17 protein-coding genes are annotated in these 16,361 nt (G+C 68.9%); 5 read left to right on the forward strand and 12 right to left on the reverse strand.

The features are described from left to right. Positions 1-73: 73 nt before the first annotated feature. Positions 74-973, forward strand: a complete 900-nt coding sequence (locus tag ACH413_RS13185) for a TAXI family TRAP transporter solute-binding subunit (RefSeq protein ID WP_360041530.1) — start codon at positions 74-76, stop codon at positions 971-973. Here the strand turns inward: ACH413_RS13185 and ACH413_RS13190 are convergent. From ACH413_RS13190 to lgt, 3 genes are read right to left on the reverse strand one after another with little or no spacing between them, the layout of a single operon-like run. Continuing rightward, a complete protein-coding gene (locus ACH413_RS13190) occupies positions 942-2,315 on the reverse strand; it encodes a HAMP domain-containing sensor histidine kinase (protein WP_360041533.1) in 1,374 nt (457 codons plus the stop codon). The genes ACH413_RS13185 and ACH413_RS13190 overlap by 32 nt on opposite strands. A 48-nt stretch (positions 2,316-2,363) precedes the next feature. Next, complete coding sequence (locus ACH413_RS13195; RefSeq protein WP_330273362.1) at positions 2,364-3,026, reverse strand: response regulator transcription factor; 663 nt, start codon at positions 3,024-3,026, stop codon at positions 2,364-2,366. A 3-nt stretch (positions 3,027-3,029) separates the two neighbouring features. Further along, the gene (lgt, locus tag ACH413_RS13200; RefSeq protein ID WP_396424975.1) at positions 3,030-4,043 is read right to left on the reverse strand and encodes a prolipoprotein diacylglyceryl transferase; all 1,014 of its coding nucleotides are present in this window, start codon (positions 4,041-4,043) and stop codon (positions 3,030-3,032) included. 353 nt (positions 4,044-4,396) lie between these two features. Here lgt and ACH413_RS13205 point away from each other — a divergent pair, with 353 nt between their 5' ends. Next, positions 4,397-5,545 (forward strand): FAD-dependent monooxygenase, encoded by a 1,149-nt coding sequence (locus ACH413_RS13205; protein ID WP_360041537.1) that lies wholly within the window; start codon positions 4,397-4,399, stop codon positions 5,543-5,545. On the opposite strand, the gene ACH413_RS13210 is transcribed toward ACH413_RS13205, so the two are convergent. The 6 genes from ACH413_RS13210 to ACH413_RS13235 form a co-directional block, all read right to left on the reverse strand. Beyond that, complete coding sequence (locus ACH413_RS13210; RefSeq protein ID WP_360041540.1) at positions 5,542-6,111, reverse strand: Uma2 family endonuclease; 570 nt, start codon at positions 6,109-6,111, stop codon at positions 5,542-5,544. The two genes, ACH413_RS13205 and ACH413_RS13210, sit on opposite strands and share 4 nt — an antisense overlap. Before the next feature lie 248 nt (positions 6,112-6,359). Next, the gene (gene trpA / locus ACH413_RS13215; protein ID WP_396424976.1) at positions 6,360-7,148 is read right to left on the reverse strand and encodes a tryptophan synthase subunit alpha; all 789 of its coding nucleotides are present in this window, start codon (positions 7,146-7,148) and stop codon (positions 6,360-6,362) included. Beyond that, positions 7,148-8,368, reverse strand: a complete 1,221-nt coding sequence (gene trpB / locus ACH413_RS13220) for a tryptophan synthase subunit beta (RefSeq protein WP_360041543.1) — start codon at positions 8,366-8,368, stop codon at positions 7,148-7,150. Before trpB ends, trpA begins: the two co-directional genes overlap by 1 nt. A gap of 35 nt (positions 8,369-8,403) precedes the next feature. Continuing rightward, positions 8,404-9,213, reverse strand: coding sequence for an indole-3-glycerol phosphate synthase TrpC (trpC, locus tag ACH413_RS13225; protein WP_093597267.1), 810 nt, complete (start codon positions 9,211-9,213; stop codon positions 8,404-8,406). 132 nt (positions 9,214-9,345) lie between these two features. Then, positions 9,346-9,747, reverse strand: coding sequence for a hypothetical protein (locus tag ACH413_RS13230; RefSeq protein WP_360041547.1), 402 nt, complete (start codon positions 9,745-9,747; stop codon positions 9,346-9,348). Further along, complete coding sequence (locus tag ACH413_RS13235; protein ID WP_360041550.1) at positions 9,737-11,275, reverse strand: anthranilate synthase component I; 1,539 nt, start codon at positions 11,273-11,275, stop codon at positions 9,737-9,739. Before ACH413_RS13235 ends, ACH413_RS13230 begins: the two co-directional genes overlap by 11 nt. Before the next feature lie 38 nt (positions 11,276-11,313). Here ACH413_RS13235 and ACH413_RS13240 point away from each other — a divergent pair, with 38 nt between their 5' ends. Together ACH413_RS13240 and ACH413_RS13245 are read left to right on the forward strand one after the other, a co-directional pair. After that, positions 11,314-11,925 carry a TetR family transcriptional regulator gene (locus tag ACH413_RS13240; RefSeq protein WP_360041553.1) on the forward strand — a complete coding sequence of 204 codons (612 nt, stop codon included), beginning with the start codon at positions 11,314-11,316 and terminating at the stop codon, positions 11,923-11,925. 118 nt (positions 11,926-12,043) lie between these two features. Then, the gene (locus ACH413_RS13245; RefSeq protein ID WP_360041556.1) at positions 12,044-14,422 is read left to right on the forward strand and encodes a hypothetical protein; all 2,379 of its coding nucleotides are present in this window, start codon (positions 12,044-12,046) and stop codon (positions 14,420-14,422) included. On the opposite strand, the gene hisI is transcribed toward ACH413_RS13245, so the two are convergent. Genes hisI through hisF form a run of 3 tightly spaced genes read right to left on the reverse strand, consistent with a single transcriptional unit; the run spans position 14,423 to position 15,884 of the window. Continuing rightward, on the reverse strand, positions 14,423-14,773 hold the full coding sequence (gene hisI, locus ACH413_RS13250; protein WP_319977262.1) for a phosphoribosyl-AMP cyclohydrolase: 351 nt from the start codon (positions 14,771-14,773) through the stop codon (positions 14,423-14,425). It lies immediately after the preceding gene. Beyond that, positions 14,770-15,129 (reverse strand): hypothetical protein, encoded by a 360-nt coding sequence (locus ACH413_RS13255; RefSeq protein WP_319977264.1) that lies wholly within the window; start codon positions 15,127-15,129, stop codon positions 14,770-14,772. The genes hisI and ACH413_RS13255 overlap by 4 nt, the downstream gene beginning before the upstream one ends. Next, positions 15,126-15,884 (reverse strand): imidazole glycerol phosphate synthase subunit HisF, encoded by a 759-nt coding sequence (gene hisF / locus ACH413_RS13260; protein WP_360041560.1) that lies wholly within the window; start codon positions 15,882-15,884, stop codon positions 15,126-15,128. Before hisF ends, ACH413_RS13255 begins: the two co-directional genes overlap by 4 nt. A gap of 45 nt (positions 15,885-15,929) precedes the next feature. Here hisF and ACH413_RS13265 point away from each other — a divergent pair, with 45 nt between their 5' ends. Further along, entirely contained in the window at positions 15,930-16,310 is a 381-nt protein-coding gene (locus tag ACH413_RS13265; protein WP_360041563.1) for a PPOX class F420-dependent oxidoreductase, read from the forward strand. Positions 16,311-16,361 lie beyond the last annotated feature (51 nt).

Genomic DNA, 16,361 nt, shown 5'->3' on the forward strand with positions numbered 1-16,361 from the left:
CCGCGCCACCTGGCCCGACAACCCGGCGTGAGGAAACTTCAGACAGCCCTGACGTAACAGCTAGGCTTCATCGGTGTCGCTTCGTCGTCGCACACTTCTGCTAGGGGCCGGACTGGCTCTCGCCGGGTGCACCCCGCGCAGGGTCGAGGCACCCGCCGAACTGGTGCTCGCGACCGGGCCGGAAGGCGCGGTGTTCCGCGAGGTCGGGGGCGCTCTGGCCGCCGCGCTGGCCGAGCAGCTGCCCGGCACGAAGGTCACCGCCATCCCGACTGCTGCATCGGTTGAGAACCTGCAACTGCTGCGCTCGGGTGAAGCCCAGCTCGCGCTGTCCTCTTTGGACCCGATCGACGACCCGCAGAGCGTGCGCGCGGTCGGCCGGCTCTACGACAGCTTCATGCAGATCGCGGTGCCGTCGGCGTCCCCGATCCACACCTTCGGTGATCTCGCGGGCAAGCGCATCTCGTTGGGTCCCAAGGGTTCCGGCACGGAGTTCACCGCCGAACGGATGCTGGGGTTCTTCGGCCTGTCCGCAATGGACGAACGCATGGCGCACGCGGAGGCCTCCCGGCGCGTCGCCGACGGGTCGCTGGACGCGATGCTGGCGCTGACCGGCATCCCGACGCCCGCCATAACCGACCTGCAGGGCAACGTGCGGCTGATCAACATCCCGGACGAGGCGATCAAGCTCGCCGAGAAGTACAAGGGCCCGTACATCCCCGCGACCATCCCCAGCACCACCTACGAGGACGTGGCGGCGAACCAGACGTTCGCGGTGCCGAACCTGCTGCTGGCGCGCGAGTCGCTGAGCGCGGACGTCGTCGAGGTCGTGACGCGCACGGTGTTCACCGAGACCGCGCGGATCGTGGAGGGGCACCCGGAGGCGTCGCGGATAAACGTCCGCACCGGCATCGCGACCGGCCTCGTGCCGCTGCACGACGGCGCTATGCGCTGGTTCCGTTCCGTGAAGCGCTGAGGGCGACCTTCACGTCCAGGCCGGGGGCCGCGTCGTGCAGGGTGAGCGTGCCGCCGGCCGACTCGATCAGCTCGGCGCAGATCGCGAGCCCCATGCCGGTGCCCGCGACGTTCTGGTGCTTGGTGGCGCGCCAGAACCGCTGCAGCGCCAGCTCGCGTTCCTCGGCGCTCAGGCCGTCGCCGTCGTCGACGACGTGCAGCTCGCCGAGACTGCCGGTGACCACGACCTCGGTGGCGTTGGCGAGCCGGATGGCGTTGCTGACGAGCTCGTCCAGCACGCTGCCCAGGCCACCGGGCGGTTCCTGCATGGTGAGGCCCGCCGGGACGTCGATCTTCAGCGTGACCCCGGACTTGCTCGCTAGCGCCTGCCAAGCCGCTTTGTGCGTCGTGAGCAGCTGGTCGATCTCGACGGGCTCGGTCTGCCGTGCGCTGTCGAGACGGGTCGCGGCGAGCAGCGTGTCGAGCACGCGCCCCATCTCCTCGGCCTCCTCGACCGCGATCTGGTGCGCTTCCCGCGCGAGCTCGCCGTCCACGTGCGGTTCGAGGTTGTCGACGGCGAGCCGCAGGCTGGCCAGCGGGTTCCGCAGCTGGTGCGACGCGTCCGCCACGAACGCCCGCTGCCTGTTCAGGGCCTTGCCGACGACGTCGACCATGACGTTGAAACTGCGCGCGAGCCTGCGGAGCTCCTGCGGCCCGCCGACCTCGTCCGCCCGCACGTCGAGGTTGCCCTGCGCGACGGCCGCGGTGGCCTCGTCGAGCCTGCCGACCGGCCGGAGCACCCACCGCGACATGGGCCAGGCGGCGGCGACCACAGCCAGCATCGGCGCGAGGCCGGCGAGCGCCATCAGTCCCCACTGCCTCAGCACCTCGGCGCGGAGGTCGCCCGTCTGCGAGATGGTGACGACGGCGGCCACGACCTCGCTGTCCCGTCCGACCGGCTCGACCACGACCATCGGGCCCGTGCGCCACGGCCAGCCCGTGTACTCGGGCTCGGGCCTCACGCCACCGTTCAACGCCGTGTTGAGGGCCTTCGTGACCTCGGGGTCGTTGCTGGGGTTGAACCCCTGCCGTGACGACATGAGGATTCGCTTGTCCGCGCTGACCAGAGCGACGGGGATGTCGTAGAGGTTGTCGTAGCGCTGGATCTCCTGGCTGAGTGCTTCCAGCCGGTCCGACTGCAACGCGCTCTCGCCGAGCGAGGCGAACCTGCTGGCGTCACCGAGGCGGTCGAGGTAGGTCGTCTGCGTCTCGCGCTGCACGACCGCGGACGCCAAAGGGATGCCGAGCGCCGCCACCAGGGCGACGAGCAGCGGAACGGTGATGACGAGCAGTCGGCGGAGCATCGGTTGCGATTGTTCCGCACGCACCTGTGGATGTCTCTTGGAGACTCGTCACGTGGCGAGGCGGTAGCCCACTCCGCGGACGGTCTCGATCTTGGCGTGGCCGCCGAGCTTCCCGCGCAACGCCGCGATGTGCGTGTCCAGCGTCCGTGACGGCGCCTCCCAGTGCGCCTGCCACACCTGGTCCACGATGAAGTCGCGGCTCACGACCTCGCCCTTGCGGGTGGCGAGGAGGGCGAGCAGGTCGAACTCCTTGCGGGTCAACGAGAGCGGCTCACCGTCCAAAGTGACCGCACGCGTCGACGTGTTGATCTGCAGCGGTCCGATCCGGAGCGGCCCTTCGCTCTCCGGCTCGGCGCGGTGCGTGCGCGTCCTCCTGAGGACGGCCTCGATCCGTGCGAGGAGCTCGGACGTGCCGAACGGCTTCACCACGTAGTCGTCGGCGCCCGCCCGCAGACCGAGGACGCGTTCGCGTTCCTCGCCGCGTGCGGTCACGGTGATGACGGCGGTGCCTGGCCGGTGCCGCAACTCGCGCAGCACGTCCAGACCGTCGCCATCGGGCAGGCCGAGGTCGAGCAACACCACGTCGGCAGGTGCGGCACGCAGCGCGTCAGCGGCCGTGGCCACCCGATGCACCTCGTAGCCCGCATGCCGCAGCGCGGTCAGCAGGCCTCTGGCCACCCGGTCGTCATCCTCGACGACGAGCACGCGCACAGATCACTCCGGTTTGACGGACTCCGGGGAGTTCTTCTTGTCCTTCTCGGCAACGTCGTCCTCGCCGGCTTCGCCGCTGTCCTCGGCGACGTCGGTGACGCTCTTGTCCTCTGCCGCCAGTTCGGCCTCGGTCGGCTGGTCCGTGCCGCGCAGCGCCGCGACGTCCTCACGCTCACCGCGGGACTTCGCGATGATGAAGTACGCGATCGCTCCGAAGAACACGATCGCCGACACGAACACGTTGACGCGCGTGCCGAGGATCAGCGTCGCCTCGTCGGTGCGCATCAGCTCGATCCAGAACCGACCGGCCGTGTAGCCCGCGACGTACAGCGCGAGCACCCGCCCGTGACCGAGCCGGAACTTCCGGTCCGCCCACACGATCAGCAGCGCGACACCGAGGTTCCACAGCAGCTCGTAGAGGAACGTCGGGTGCACGACCTGGATCGGCGTGTGGTCGATGGCGATACCGGCCAGCGCGTCCTCACGCCCCTCCGGCGTGACCCGGCGGTAGATCTCCAGACCCCACGGCAACGTCGTGTCGCCGCCGTAGAGCTCCTGGTTGAAGTAGTTGCCGAGCCGCCCGATGGCCTGTGCCACGACGATGCCGGGCGCCAGCGCGTCCGCCATCGCGGGCAACGGAATGCCCTTGCGCCGGCACCCGATCCACGCACCGACGGCACCGAGCGCGATGGCGCCCCAGATGCCGAGGCCGCCGTTCCAGATCTCCAGCGCCGCGAGCGGGTCCTTGCCCGGCCCGAAGTACTTCTGGTTGTCCGTGATGACGTGGTAGAGCCGCCCGCCGACGAGGCCGAACGGCACCGCCCACACGGCGATGTCCGTGACCTCACCCTTGATGCCGCCGCGTTCGACCCAGCGGCGCTCACCCCACCAGATGGCGACGATGATGCCGGCGATGATGCACAGCGCGTAGGCCCTGAGCGGGAGGGGACCGAGGTACCAAACACCGCGGTCGGGACTCGGGATCGTGGCCAGGAGGGCGTCCAACACGGCGCCCACCGTACCGGTCGGCTTGTGAGCGTCTCGTGGGGACGCTCGATCGTTATCGGCCCGAACCCTGTCGGTGCCGCTCACTAGAATCGAAATTGGGGTTACCCGGCTGGGCGCGTGTGTGTGGTCGCAGCCCATAAGCACGTGAGCCTCGTGACTCCAGCTGGGCGAATCCGCCGAACGCGCCCCGCTATCCGAGACAGCGGAACAGTGCACCATTCGCCCGTTCTCCCTCCGCCGGGAGGGCGAAACCATGCCCGTTCTGCCATCCGCTGGGCTCGGGTTCGCGACCTTAGGGGGTTCGTGATCGCCGAACCGAGATACTCGGACGCGGTCTGGGGCGGACTCCCGAAAGGTCGGACATGACGGTCCTGGTGGTCGGCGGCGGTATCGGCGGGCTGGCGACGGCGCTCGGGCTCGCGCGGGCCGGGCAGCGGGTGACGGTGCTGGAGGCCGCGGCCGTGTTCGAGGAGATCGGCGCGGGCATCCAGGTCGGGCCCAACGGGTTTCGCATGCTCGACTCCGTGGGTGTGGGTGGTGCTGTGCGGGCTCGGGCCGTGCACGTGGACGAGTTGCGGTTGCGGTGCGGGGTGTCCGGGCGGCAGATCGCCGGGTTGCCGATCGACGAGGGCTTTCAGGAGCGGTTCGGCACCTATGCGGTGGTGCATCGCAACGACGTGCTCACGCCGTTGCTCGACGCCTGCCAGAACGACGAGCGGATCGACCTTCGGGTCAGCAGCGGCGTCGAGGCCTACACACAGGACGCGGGCGGGGTCACGGCGGTGTTGCGGTCGGGCGATCTCGTGCACGGGGAGGCGTTGATCGGTGCTGACGGGTTGCGGTCGGCGGTGCGGCGGCAACTCGTGGGCGACGGAGATCCGCAGGTGTCCGGGCACACGACCTTTCGCGCGGTCATTCCCGCTCAGGACGTGCCGCGGTCGTTGAAGGAGAACGTCGTCACGCTGTGGGCGGGACCGCGCTTTCACGTCGTCTGGTACGTGATCGCGGGCGGGCGGTACGTGAACCTCGTCGCCACCGCGGACAACGGCGCCACGGACCCCATGACCGGCAAGCCCGTCGAGCACGCCGAGGTGATGAAGCACTTCACGCCGTTGTGCGACGACGCGGCCCGGATCATGGAGCTGGCCGACGAGTGGCGGGCGTGGGTGTTGTGCGACCGCGCGCCGATCACGAACTGGCAGGACTCGCGGGTCGTGCTGCTCGGCGACGCCGCCCATCCGGTGCTGCAGTACGCCGCCCAGGGCGCCTGTCAGGCGTTGGAGGACGCCGTGTGCCTCTCCTCGGTGTTCGATCCCCGTGACGTGGCCGGCTCTTTTGCGCGGTACGTGGCGCTCCGCTCGGAGCGGACCGCGCGCGTCCACCACGCGTCACGGTGGATGGGCCGGGAGGTCTACCACCCGGCCGGCGAGGCGGCGGCGGTCCGTGACGCGATGTTCGCCTCGTGGACCGCGGCAGACCTGCACGAACGGCTGGAGTGGCTCTACGGCTAGGAAGGCAGTTCGATGGTCACCGGGAACGGCCGATCGAAGGTCAGCACACCGTTCACGCTCCGCGCGATCTCGACGTACTCCCCCTCGTCTCCGAGTTCAAGCAGCGTCGCGTCAGGCACGCCCTTTGCCGGGTCGATGATCAGGTAGTAAGGCACGTCCGCTTCCGCGTAGACCTGGCGCTTGACCACCAGGTCCTTCAACTTGGTGCTCCGGGAGAGCACCTCGCCGATGAGGAGCACGTCCTCGACCGGCACCGTCAGTCCCTTCGCACCCCTCTTCTTCAGCACGGTGAAGTCGGGGATGAACAGGCGCCGGTTGTCGAACTCGACGTTCAACTCGATCGTGGCCTCGTACTCCTTCGGACACGCTCCACGCAGCGCGTACGACGCCTCGAACACCAGTCGCTGGTGCGCGGCGGTCCCGAGCGGGCTCACGTACAGCATCCCGTCAACGAGTTCGATGCGTTGGCTGTTGTCCTCCGGCAAGGCGAGGACGTCCTCGATCGTCCACGGCCCCTCGTGGTTGGGCAGCAGGAAATCGATTTTGACTTCGGCTGGCGCCGCCACTGGGCATCACCTCCGTTGACCGCCTTCGCACCACCAGTGTGGCACGTCGGCTGGATGGCTGGGTTGTGCATAAGTCCACGATCGCAGGTCAGGCCGACAGCCAAACGGGGTTTTGGCCCCAACCGACCCAGGTTCACTCGATCAGGTGTTCGAATCCGTGTCATGCTCTTGGAGGAACATCAACGGCTCCCCGGCAAAGCAAAACCGCCCGGCCAGAAGGCCGGGCGGCTGTACAGAGCAAAGGAGGTTCAGACGGTCGCAGGAGCCGACCGCACGCCCTTGGCGAGGTCGGCGGCCAGCGCGCGCACCGCTGCGTCGCCCTCGTTCACGGCCGACACGAACGCCGACCCGACGATGACGCCGTCCGCGAACCCGGCGATCTCGGCGGCCTGCGCGCCAGAGCGCACACCCAGCCCGACACCGATCGGCAGCGTGGTGTGCTCACGCACCCGTGCAACCAGTTCGGGGGCGGCGGACGACACGACGTCACGGGCGCCCGTGACGCCCATGACCGCGGTGGCGTAGAGGAAGCCGGAGGACGCACGCGCGGTCATCGCGATGCGCTCCTCGGTCGACGACGGCGCCACCAGGAACGTCCGGTCGAGCCCGTGCGCGGCGGAAGCGGCCATCCAGTCCTCGGCCTCGTCCGGAACGAGGTCGGGCGTGATGATGCCGAGCCCACCGGCGGCGGCGAGGTCGCGTGCGAACGCGTCCACGCCGTAGCGCAGCACCGGGTTCCAGTACGTCATGACGACCGCACGCCCACCGGCGTCGGTCACCGCAGACACCACGTCGAACAGGTCGCGCACGCGGAAGCCCGCGGCCAGCGCCTGCTCGGCGGCGGCCTGGATCGTCGGGCCGTCCATCACCGGGTCGGAGAACGGCAGGCCGACCTCGACCAGGTCACACCCGGACTCGACCATCGAACGGAGGTAGTCCTTGGAACCGTCGACCGTGGGGAAACCCGCGGGCAGGTAGCCGATCAGCGCGGCACGCGACTCGGCGCGCGCGGCGGAAAACACGTCGGACAACGACATCAGGCCTGTCCCCCGTCAGCGAGGCCGAAGTACTTCACGGCCGTGTCCATGTCCTTGTCACCGCGGCCGGAGAGGTTCACGAGCAGCAGTCCGTCCGGCCCGAGCGACGGCCCGAGCTTCAGCGCGCCCGCCAGGGCGTGCGCGGACTCGATCGCCGGGATGATGCCCTCGGTGCGCGAGAGGAGGGCGAACGCCTCCATGGCCTCGGCGTCGGTGACCGGGAAGTACTCGGCGCGGCCGATGTCCTTGAGGTGCGAGTGCTCGGGACCGACGCCGGGGTAGTCGAGACCGGCGGAGATCGAGTGCGCCTCGGTGATCTGGCCGTCCGCGTCCTGCATGACGTACGACATCGCGCCGTGCAACGAGCCGGGCGTGCCGGCCGTCAGCGTCGCGCCGTGGCTGCCGCTGTCGAGGCCGGAACCACCGGGCTCGACACCGACGAGACGGACGTCGGCGTCGTCGATGAAGCCGTGGAAGATGCCGATCGCGTTCGAGCCGCCACCGACGCAGGCGACGACGGCGTCGGGCAGGCGCCCGGTCTTCTCGAGGATCTGCTCGCGCGCCTCGATGCCGATGATCCGGTGGAAGTCGCGGACCATCAGCGGGAACGGGTGCGGGCCCGCGGCCGTGCCGAGCAGGTAGTGCGTCTCGTCGACGTTGGCGACCCAGTCGCGCAACGCGTCGTTGATCGCGTCCTTCAGGGTGCGCGACCCGGACTTCACCGGGATGACCTCGGCGCCCAGCAGACGCATGCGGGCGACGTTGAGCGCCTGGCGCTCGGTGTCGACCTCGCCCATGTAGACGACGCAGTCGAGGCCGAGGAGCGCGCACGCCGTCGCCGTCGCCACGCCGTGCTGGCCGGCGCCGGTCTCGGCGATGACGCGCTGCTTGCCCATGCGCTTGGTCAGCAACGCCTGGCCGAGCACGTTGTTGATCTTGTGTGAACCCGTGTGGTTGAGGTCCTCGCGCTTCAGCCAGACCCGCGTACCGGCGTGCTCCGCGAACTTCGGGGCCTCGGTCAGCAGGGACGGACGGCCCGCGAAGTCGCGAAGGAGGCGCTGGAACTCGTTCACGAACTCCGGGTCGAGCCGCGCCTTGTCGTACTCGGCGGCCAGCTCGTCCACCGCGGCGATCAGGGCCTCCGGGACGAACCGGCCACCCCACGGGCCGAAGTGGCCACGTGCGTCTGGATCATGCGGTGTGGGCGTGAACTGGCCCATCGAATAGCTCCTCTAGCGCTGTAATCAACCGTGCCTTACCGGCTCGGCCGGGGGCACGCGGGGTGTGAGCCCGCGGTCACGAGCTTGTTCACGGCGGCCTTGGGGTCTCCGCTGGTCACCAGGCTTTCGCCGACGAGCACCGCGTCAGCACCGGCGCCGGCGTACGACATCAGGTCGCCGGGCCCGGTCACGCCCGACTCGGCGATCTTGATCGTCTCGAAGGGTAGTCCCGGAGCGATCCTGCCGAAAACGTCTTTATCGACCTCCAGCGTGTGGAGGTTGCGCGCGTTCACGCCGATCACCGACGAACCCGCTTCCAGGGCACGGTCCGCCTCTTCGGCGGTGTGCACCTCGACGAGCGCCGTCATGCCGAGCGATTCCACCCGATCGAGCAGCGACACGAGCGCGTTCTGCTCCAGCGCCGCCACGATCAGCAGCACCAGGTCCGCTCCGTGCATGCGCGCCTCGTGCACCTGGTACGGCGACACGATGAAGTCCTTGCGCAGCAGCGGGATCTTCACCGCCCGGCGCACCGCGTCGAAGTCCGCCAGCGACCCGCCGAAGCGGCGCTGCTCGGTCAGCACGCTGATCACCGACGCGCCGCCCGCCTCGTACGCGGACGCGAGGTCGGCAGGCTCCGGAATCTCCGCCAGCGCCCCCTTGGAGGGGCTGCGGCGCTTGACCTCCGCGATGACACCCACATTCGGCCCGCGTAGCACCGACAGCACGTCGAGCGGCGGAGCGGTTTTGGTCGCGCGCTCCTTGACCACCTCGAAGGACAACTGAGCCTCGCGAGCGGCGAGATCCTCACGCACACCTTCGAGGATCGACTCGAGAACCGTCACAGTGTTGCTCCCCTTCCCGCTACGGGGATGCTAACCCCGCCGGAGTAACGCCTCCGCCACCGGGGTTCAAGTGTCCACGCAGCTAACCGAGGCTTTGCGCCTGTCACATGCGTGAACGCGGTTGAATGATCTTCACTCGTTCGAGGCAGGTCCGCCGGGGGTCTTATCGTCGGTCGGATCATCCCCGCGCTCCAGCGCGCGCCACAGGTCCGTCTCGGGGTCGTGCGTGCGGGGCTTCTGCCCACCCATCCCGATCTTCGGCATCCGGCCCCCCAGCGCTACCTGAAGCGCGCCGGAACCCGCCATGAGCACGCCGCCGGCGGCAGCCAGCCAGTGGCCGGAGGCCGCCGCCACGATGCCGACCACGATCAGCAACGCGCCGAGGGCCCGGCGCGCCACCCCGCTCAGCGCGACGACCGCCGCGACGGCCGCGAGGCACAGCAGCGCGACGGGCACCGAGTCGGCGCCCCAGAAGGCTCCCGCCGCGCCCACGAGCAGGAGCGCGGCGGTCCACAGTGGAGAGTTAGCTTTCAACTGCCGGCGCCATCGTCTGCGCGGTGGCGATCGCGGCCAGCACCGCGCCCGCCTTGTTCAGGCACTCGTTGTCCTCGGACAGCGGGTCCGAGTCGGCCACGATGCCGCCGCCGGCCTGCACGTAGGCCACCCCCTCGCGCACCAGGGCGGTGCGGATGGCGATGGCGGTGTCCGCGTCCCCGGCGAAGTCGAAGTAGCCGACGACGCCGCCGTAGAGGCCGCGGCGGGTGGGCTCCAGTTCCTCGATGAGCTCCATCGCGCGCGGCTTGGGCGCACCGGACAGGGTGCCGGCCGGGAAGCACGCGGCGACCGCGTCGTAGGCCGTCTTGCCCTCGGCCAGCTCACCGGTCACGGTCGACACGATGTGCATGACGTGGCTGTACCGCTCGACCTTGAAGAAGTCGACGACGTGCACCGAACCCGGCTTGCAGACGCGGCCCAGGTCGTTGCGGCCGAGGTCGACGAGCATCAGGTGCTCCGCGCGTTCCTTGTGGTCCGCGAGGAGGTCCTTCTCGAGCAGGGCGTCCTCCTCGGGGTCCTCGCTGCGCCAGCGGGTGCCCGCGATGGGGTGCGTGGTCGCCTTGCCGTCGCGCACCGTCACCAGCGACTCCGGGCTGGATCCGACGATGTCGAACCCGTCCAGGCGCAGGAGGTACATGTACGGGCTGGGGTTCGTCGCGCGCAGCACCCGGTAGATGTCGAGCGCGTCGGCGTCCGTCTCGATCTCGAACCGCTGCGACACCACGACCTGGAACGCCTCGCCCGCGCGGATGGCCTCCTTGGCCTTCTCGACGGCCGCGAAGTGCTCGGCCTGCGAGCGCCGGCGCCGGAACTCCGGCTTGGGCCGCGCGAACACGGCGGCCGTCGGCGGCGCGGGCGTGTGCAGCGCCGTGGTCATCTCGTCGAGGCGGCGCACCGCGTCGTCGTAGGCGGCGTCGACCCGTTCGGTCGAGTCGTCCCAGTTGATCGCGTTCGCGATGAGCGTGACGGTGCCCTCGTGGTGGTCGAGCGCGGCGAGGTCGGTCGCCAGCAGCATGACCAGTTCGGGGATCTTCAGGTCGTCCTCGGCGATGACGGGCAGCCGCTCCAGGCGCCGCACCGCGTCGTAGCCGATGTAGCCGACCATGCCGCCGGTCAGCGGGGGCATGCCGGGCAACGGGTCCGTGCGCAGCACCTCGATGGTCTCGCGCAACGCCTGCAGCGGGTCGCCGCCGTCGGGCAGCCCGACGGGCCGCGTGCCCGTCCAGAACGCCTCGCCGCCGGTCGCCGTGAGCGCCGCCGTGGACCGCACGCCGATGAACGACCATCGCGACCAGGAGCGGCCGTTCTCCGCCGACTCGAAGAGGAACGTGCCCGGCTGATTGGCCCCGAGCTTGCGGTACAGACCGACCGGGGTCTCCGCGTCCGCGAGCAGCTTGCGCACCACCGGGATGACCCGGCGGTTGACCGCGAGCTCGCGGAACTCCTCACGCGTTGGACTGACGGCCCCAAGACCAGCGGCGGCCACAGCCCCGATGACGCTCACCATGCCGTTGATTGTTGCATAAATTCAACAACTGTTGAACTATGGCCCGTGTGGAGCAAGTGAACCAGAAACGCCGAGGCCGTCGCGCCGCGGGCGAGGACACCAGGGCGGCGCTCGTCGCCGCGGCCCGCGAGGTGTTCGTGGAAAAGGGCTACGACGGTGCCACCGTACGCGCGATCGCCGCCAAGGCGGGCGTGGACGCCGCCATGGTCAACCACTGGTTCGGCGGCAAGGAAGGCCTGTTCGCGCAGTCGGTGCTGCAGCTCCCGTTCGACCCTGCCGAGCTCCTCAAACGCCTGCTCGACGGCCCGGTGCAGGACGCGGGCGAACGCATCGTCCGCACCTTCGTGACGGTGTGGGACGCGACCGGCGGCGGCACGTTCGCGGCCCTGATCCGCAGCGTCACCAGCCAGCCGGAGGTGGCGGGCGCGCTGAAGTCGTTCCTCATCAACGCGATCTTCAAGAACGTGCTCGCGGAGATCGGCGCCGAGCACCGCGAGCTCAGGGCCACGCTGTGCGCGACCCAGATGGTGGGACTCGGCATCGTCCGGTACGTCGTGCGGTTCGAGCCGCTGGCTTCGGCCGACGTGGAGACCGTGGTCAGGACGATCGGCCCGAACCTCCAGCGCTACCTGACCGGCGACCTGGACTAGGCATCACCCCGCTTGCACAGCCTGCTCCAGACGGGTGGAGCAGACAATATTCTCCCCCTACCTCCACCGCACCGGCCAACATGGACGTTTGGCGACAAACAGGGCCAGTGGGGGCGCGGTGGCGAGCAAAGGCGGGGACCCTGAGTGGTTCGACCTTGCCTTGGAGTTCACACTGAGGCGGCTGGTTCGGCGGCCAGAGTTCACGGACGAGATCGAGCTCCTGAAACTGAACTGGGAGCATGTCGCGTCCGCAGTCGCGCTGGACCCGACCGTGCGAGCAGGTGCGAGGCGCGCCTACGAGCCAATGACGAACCGCAGTCGCGCCGCTGCGGTGCACAAGGTTCAGATGCCAGCGCTGTGGCCCGACGAATGGACCTTCACGCGGCAGGAGAGGCGGGCTCTGTGCGCGGCCGCGGCGGTTCCGGCCACCTGGCTGCTGACGCTCGCATTGATCGGCACCTGGCTACCTGGGACAGCCGTCGCGATCGGGTGGCTCGCCGTGTTCGCAGTCACCTGGTTCCTGGCCTGGTACGGACTTCCTCCCACAGTTGGCAGGTGGACCACCTGGGCTCGAACACAAGTCCGGCTGCTCTTCGGCATCCCCGCGGGTTTTGCGGAGCAGCATCGCCAGCTCAGGGATGAAGTCCTGATTCCAGAACTGCGGGAATGGCTGCACCGCAAGGCGACGCCGTCTTTCGCCCTGGAGCTGCGGCTGCGCGACACAAGTGGACTCATGATGCCTCCCGATCGCCTTCCGCTGGTGCGAACGGGTGCGGTCGAGAAGTGCGTCCGCGAGGTCAACCGGTTGATGCCTGCAGCTGTCGGGCTCGCGGGAACCCGCGGCGCGGGCAAGACGACGATCGTCGAACGAGCTGTTCACGACGAGCTCACCGATCAATGGCGGTCGATGCTCGGAGTCATGACCACCGCGCCCGTGCGCTATGACGCGCGGGATTTCGTGCTGCATATCCACAGCCGAGTCTGCCGAGCAGTGCTGGACTTCCTGGACAGCTCTCGCGACGAGGACGGGACTGAGACGCGCCGCGAATGGCGCCGCCTGCATCGCACACACCGGCTCCGCGCCTCGCTGGCGGACATGGGCCGGGGGCTGCTCCGCACAGCTGTCCTGCTCGGACTGGCTGCGGGCATCGCCGCACTGACGTTGCATTGGAGCTGGGCCTCTCTCCCTGACATCGAGGCCGCACAGCGAACACTCGCGCGCCTCGCTGCGACCGCTCAAACCGATCCTGATGCGGCATTGCGCCAACTGGAATGGCGGCACGGCGTCGCGGTTCTGTGCGCCTGCTTCGTAGTGGCGGCCTTCTTTACGCTGATACGCAGACTGGTCTGGCGCCTAGTGAAAGGCACTGCAATCCTGCTCTGGCGACGGACCCGCTCCCGCACGACGCACGGCCGTCACGACTCCAGGTACACCGCGCTCCGCACACTCGCAGAGCAGCACCTGCGAAGAATCCGCTTTCTTCAAACGCACACAGAGGGCTGGTCGGGCAAGATCAGCGGCCCACGCGGCATCGACCTGGGGCTCAGCCGGTCGCTGGCGAAAACTGAACAACCGTGGACCCATCCCGAGGTGGTGGAACGCCTTCGTGAATTCCTCGAACTGGTTGTCGACGTGCTCGGTGCTGAGCCCACGAGACTCAGCGGAGTCGTGGTGGGCATCGACGAACTCGACAAGATCTCCGACCCCGAAGAGGCTCACCGATTCCTCAACGAGATCAAGGGGATCTTCGGTGTGCGAGGTTGCTTGTTCCTGGTTTCGGTGTCGGACGACGCCCTGACGGCGTTCGAGCGGCGTGGCATGCCTGCACGCGATGCCTTCGACAGCGCGTTCACGACCATGATCAATGTCCAATCGTTCACGTTGAAGGAGTCGGAAATCTGGCTCGCCCAACGTGCCCTGGGGATTCCACAACCCTTCGTCTGGCTGTGTCACTGCTTGTCCGGTGGGCTGCCGAGAGACCTAGGACGAGTGGCGATCGCCCTGCACGATCTGAACGACAAGCACACACGGCTCGGTGACATCACACATGCACTGGTGCGCAACGAACTGACCGTCAAGGTCCGTGCACTAGGACACAGCGCGAGACAAGCGATCAGGACCGACGAGGACGACGGCCAGCCACATGCTCTGATCAACGATCTTCAGCTGGTCGCCGGCACCGAACTGAACGAGCTGGAGAAGCTGGCATGGCGCATCTGGCCCGCGCCAGAACAGTCTCCGCGCACCGAGTTGGAGAACCTCCGCGCGGAGGCTGCCTGCTACCTGCTGTTCTGTCAGATTCTCGTCGAGGTCTTCCACGACGAACTAGATCCCGAAGCTCTGAGCAGCCTCAACGTGACCACATCCACAGTGCAAGAAGACCAAGCGATTGGTGTTGTCCTGCTCGCCAACGCCCGGCAGTACATGGCGGTCGACATACCACTCGCCAGAAACACTCTCATGGACTTCAGGGCCAGGATGGGCGACCTGGACTGATCACGCGCCGGCGAGCAGCACCGTGGCGTCGAAGCACGTGCGGTCGCCCGTGTGGCAGGCCGCGCCCACCTGGTCGACGGTCAGCAGCAGCGTGTCGCCGTCGCAGTCGAGCCGCACCTCGTGCACGTACTGGGTGTGCCCGGAGGTCTCGCCCTTCACCCACAGCTGCTGGCGGCTGCGCGAGTAGTACGTCGCACGGCGGGTGGTGAGGGTGCGGTGCAGCGCCTCGTCGTCCATCCACGCCACCATGAGCACCTCACCGGTGCCGCGCTGCTGGGCGACCGCGCACACCAGGCCGTCCGGGGTGCGCTTGAGCCGTTGGGCGATGGCGGGATCGAGCGCGTTGCTCAACGGGGACCTCCCAGGTGTTCACGAGCCGGTCCGGTGTTGAGCAGGACCACTCCGTAGATGTGCACGGCGGACAGCACCCCGGACGCGACACGGGCCCACGCCGGTCCTTCGGCGAGCACGATGACGAGGTGCAGCAGCCCGACGAGGATGAAGACGATCATCGCCGGGTAGTGCATGAAACGCAGGCGCAGCAACAGGGCGGCCGCCACGGGCAGCTCCACGACCGCGAGGAACGACGGCAGCTTCAGCACGTCCGCGTCGCCGGTCGAGCGCCACAGGATCAGCCCGACCACGAAGAACACCAGGGCGCCGCCGAACGCGACCGCCGAGGCGACCCGCACCTCGACGGGCTTCATCGCACCACGACACCCGCCTGGCGCAGGCCGTCCTTGACCTCGCCGATGCGGAGCTGCCCGAAGTGGAAGACGCTCGCGGCCAGCACGGCGTCCGCGCCCGCGGCGACGGCCGGCGGGAAGTGGTCGACCGCGCCGGCGCCGCCGCTCGCGATCAGCGGCACGTCGACCTCGCGCCGCACCAGGTCGATCAGTTCGAGGTCGAACCCTGCCTTGGTGCCGTCGGCGTCCATCGAGTTCAGCAGGATCTCGCCGACGCCCAGCTCCTGGCCCTTCGCGGCCCAGGCGATGGCGTCGATGCCGGTGCCGGTGCGGCCGCCGTGCGTGGTGACCTCGAAGCCGGTGCCGCCGGGCACGCGCCGCGCGTCGACCGACAGCACGATGCACTGCGCGCCGTATCGCTCCGAGCACTCCCTGAGCAGCTCGGGACGTGCGATGGCGGCGGTGTTGAGGCTGACCTTGTCCGCGCCGGCGCGGAGCAGCTTGTTGACGTCCTCGGGGCTGCGCACGCCGCCGCCGACCGTGAGGGGGATGAACACCTGCTCGGCGGTGCGGCGGACCACGTCGAAGGTCGTCTCGCGGTCGCCGCTGCTGGCCGTCACGTCGAGGAACGTCAGCTCGTCGGCACCCTCGGCGTCGTAGGCCCTGGCCAGCTCGACGGGATCGCCCGCGTCGACGAGGTTGGTGAAGTTGACGCCCTTCACCACCCGGCCCCGGTCGACGTCGAGACAGGGGATGACACGGACCGCGACTGACATGCGGGAAAGCCTACAAGGGGCGTGCGAGGACTACGCTGCGCGGCCATGATCACCGAACTCGGCGAAGGCAAGTACCTGCTGCTGACGACCTTCCGCAAGGACGGCACCCCGGTACCCACGCCGGTGTGGGTCGTGCCGGGCGAGAACGACGGCGTGATCTACGCCTGGAGCGCCACGGACAGCGGCAAGGTCAAGCGGATCCGGCGCAGCGGTGACGTCGAGATCGGGCCGTGCGACGTCCGCGGCAACCCGAAGGGCGAGTCGGTCAAGGCCCACGCGGCGCTCGTCGACGAGGCCGCGAGCGATGACGTGCGGTCGCGGATCTCCAAGAAGTACGGGCTGTTCGGGTGGGTGACCGTGACCGGCAGCAAGCTGCGGCGCGGGCGGACCGGGTCGATCGGCATCCGGATCACGGCGGCGAGCTGAGATCAACGTCGAGTCAACGTTGATCCGACCTGATCAACGTTGACGACGCCC

The organism is Lentzea sp. NPDC020367, assembly GCF_044387305.1.
Taxonomy (GTDB): Bacteria; Actinomycetota; Actinomycetes; order Mycobacteriales; family Pseudonocardiaceae; genus Lentzea.

Bases quoted from the DNA above. Each gene is read 5' to 3' on its own strand.
- trpB (WP_360041543.1), bottom strand. From the start codon at position 8,368: ATGGGCCAGTTCACGCCCACACCGCATGATCCAGACGCACGTGGCCAC.
- ACH413_RS13240 (WP_360041553.1), top strand. From the start codon at position 11,314: ATGGCCCGTGTGGAGCAAGTGAACCAGAAACGCCGAGGCCGTCGCGCC.
- ACH413_RS13235 (WP_360041550.1), bottom strand. From the start codon at position 11,275: ATGGTGAGCGTCATCGGGGCTGTGGCCGCCGCTGGTCTTGGGGCCGTC.
- ACH413_RS13205 (WP_360041537.1), top strand. From the start codon at position 4,397: ATGACGGTCCTGGTGGTCGGCGGCGGTATCGGCGGGCTGGCGACGGCG.
- ACH413_RS13190 (WP_360041533.1), bottom strand. From the start codon at position 2,315: ATGCTCCGCCGACTGCTCGTCATCACCGTTCCGCTGCTCGTCGCCCTG.
- hisF (WP_360041560.1), bottom strand. From the start codon at position 15,884: ATGTCAGTCGCGGTCCGTGTCATCCCCTGTCTCGACGTCGACCGGGGC.
- ACH413_RS13255 (WP_319977264.1), bottom strand. From the start codon at position 15,129: ATGAAGCCCGTCGAGGTGCGGGTCGCCTCGGCGGTCGCGTTCGGCGGC.
- trpA (WP_396424976.1), bottom strand. From the start codon at position 7,148: ATGTCGTTGTCCGACGTGTTTTCCGCCGCGCGCGCCGAGTCGCGTGCC.
- ACH413_RS13265 (WP_360041563.1), top strand. From the start codon at position 15,930: ATGATCACCGAACTCGGCGAAGGCAAGTACCTGCTGCTGACGACCTTC.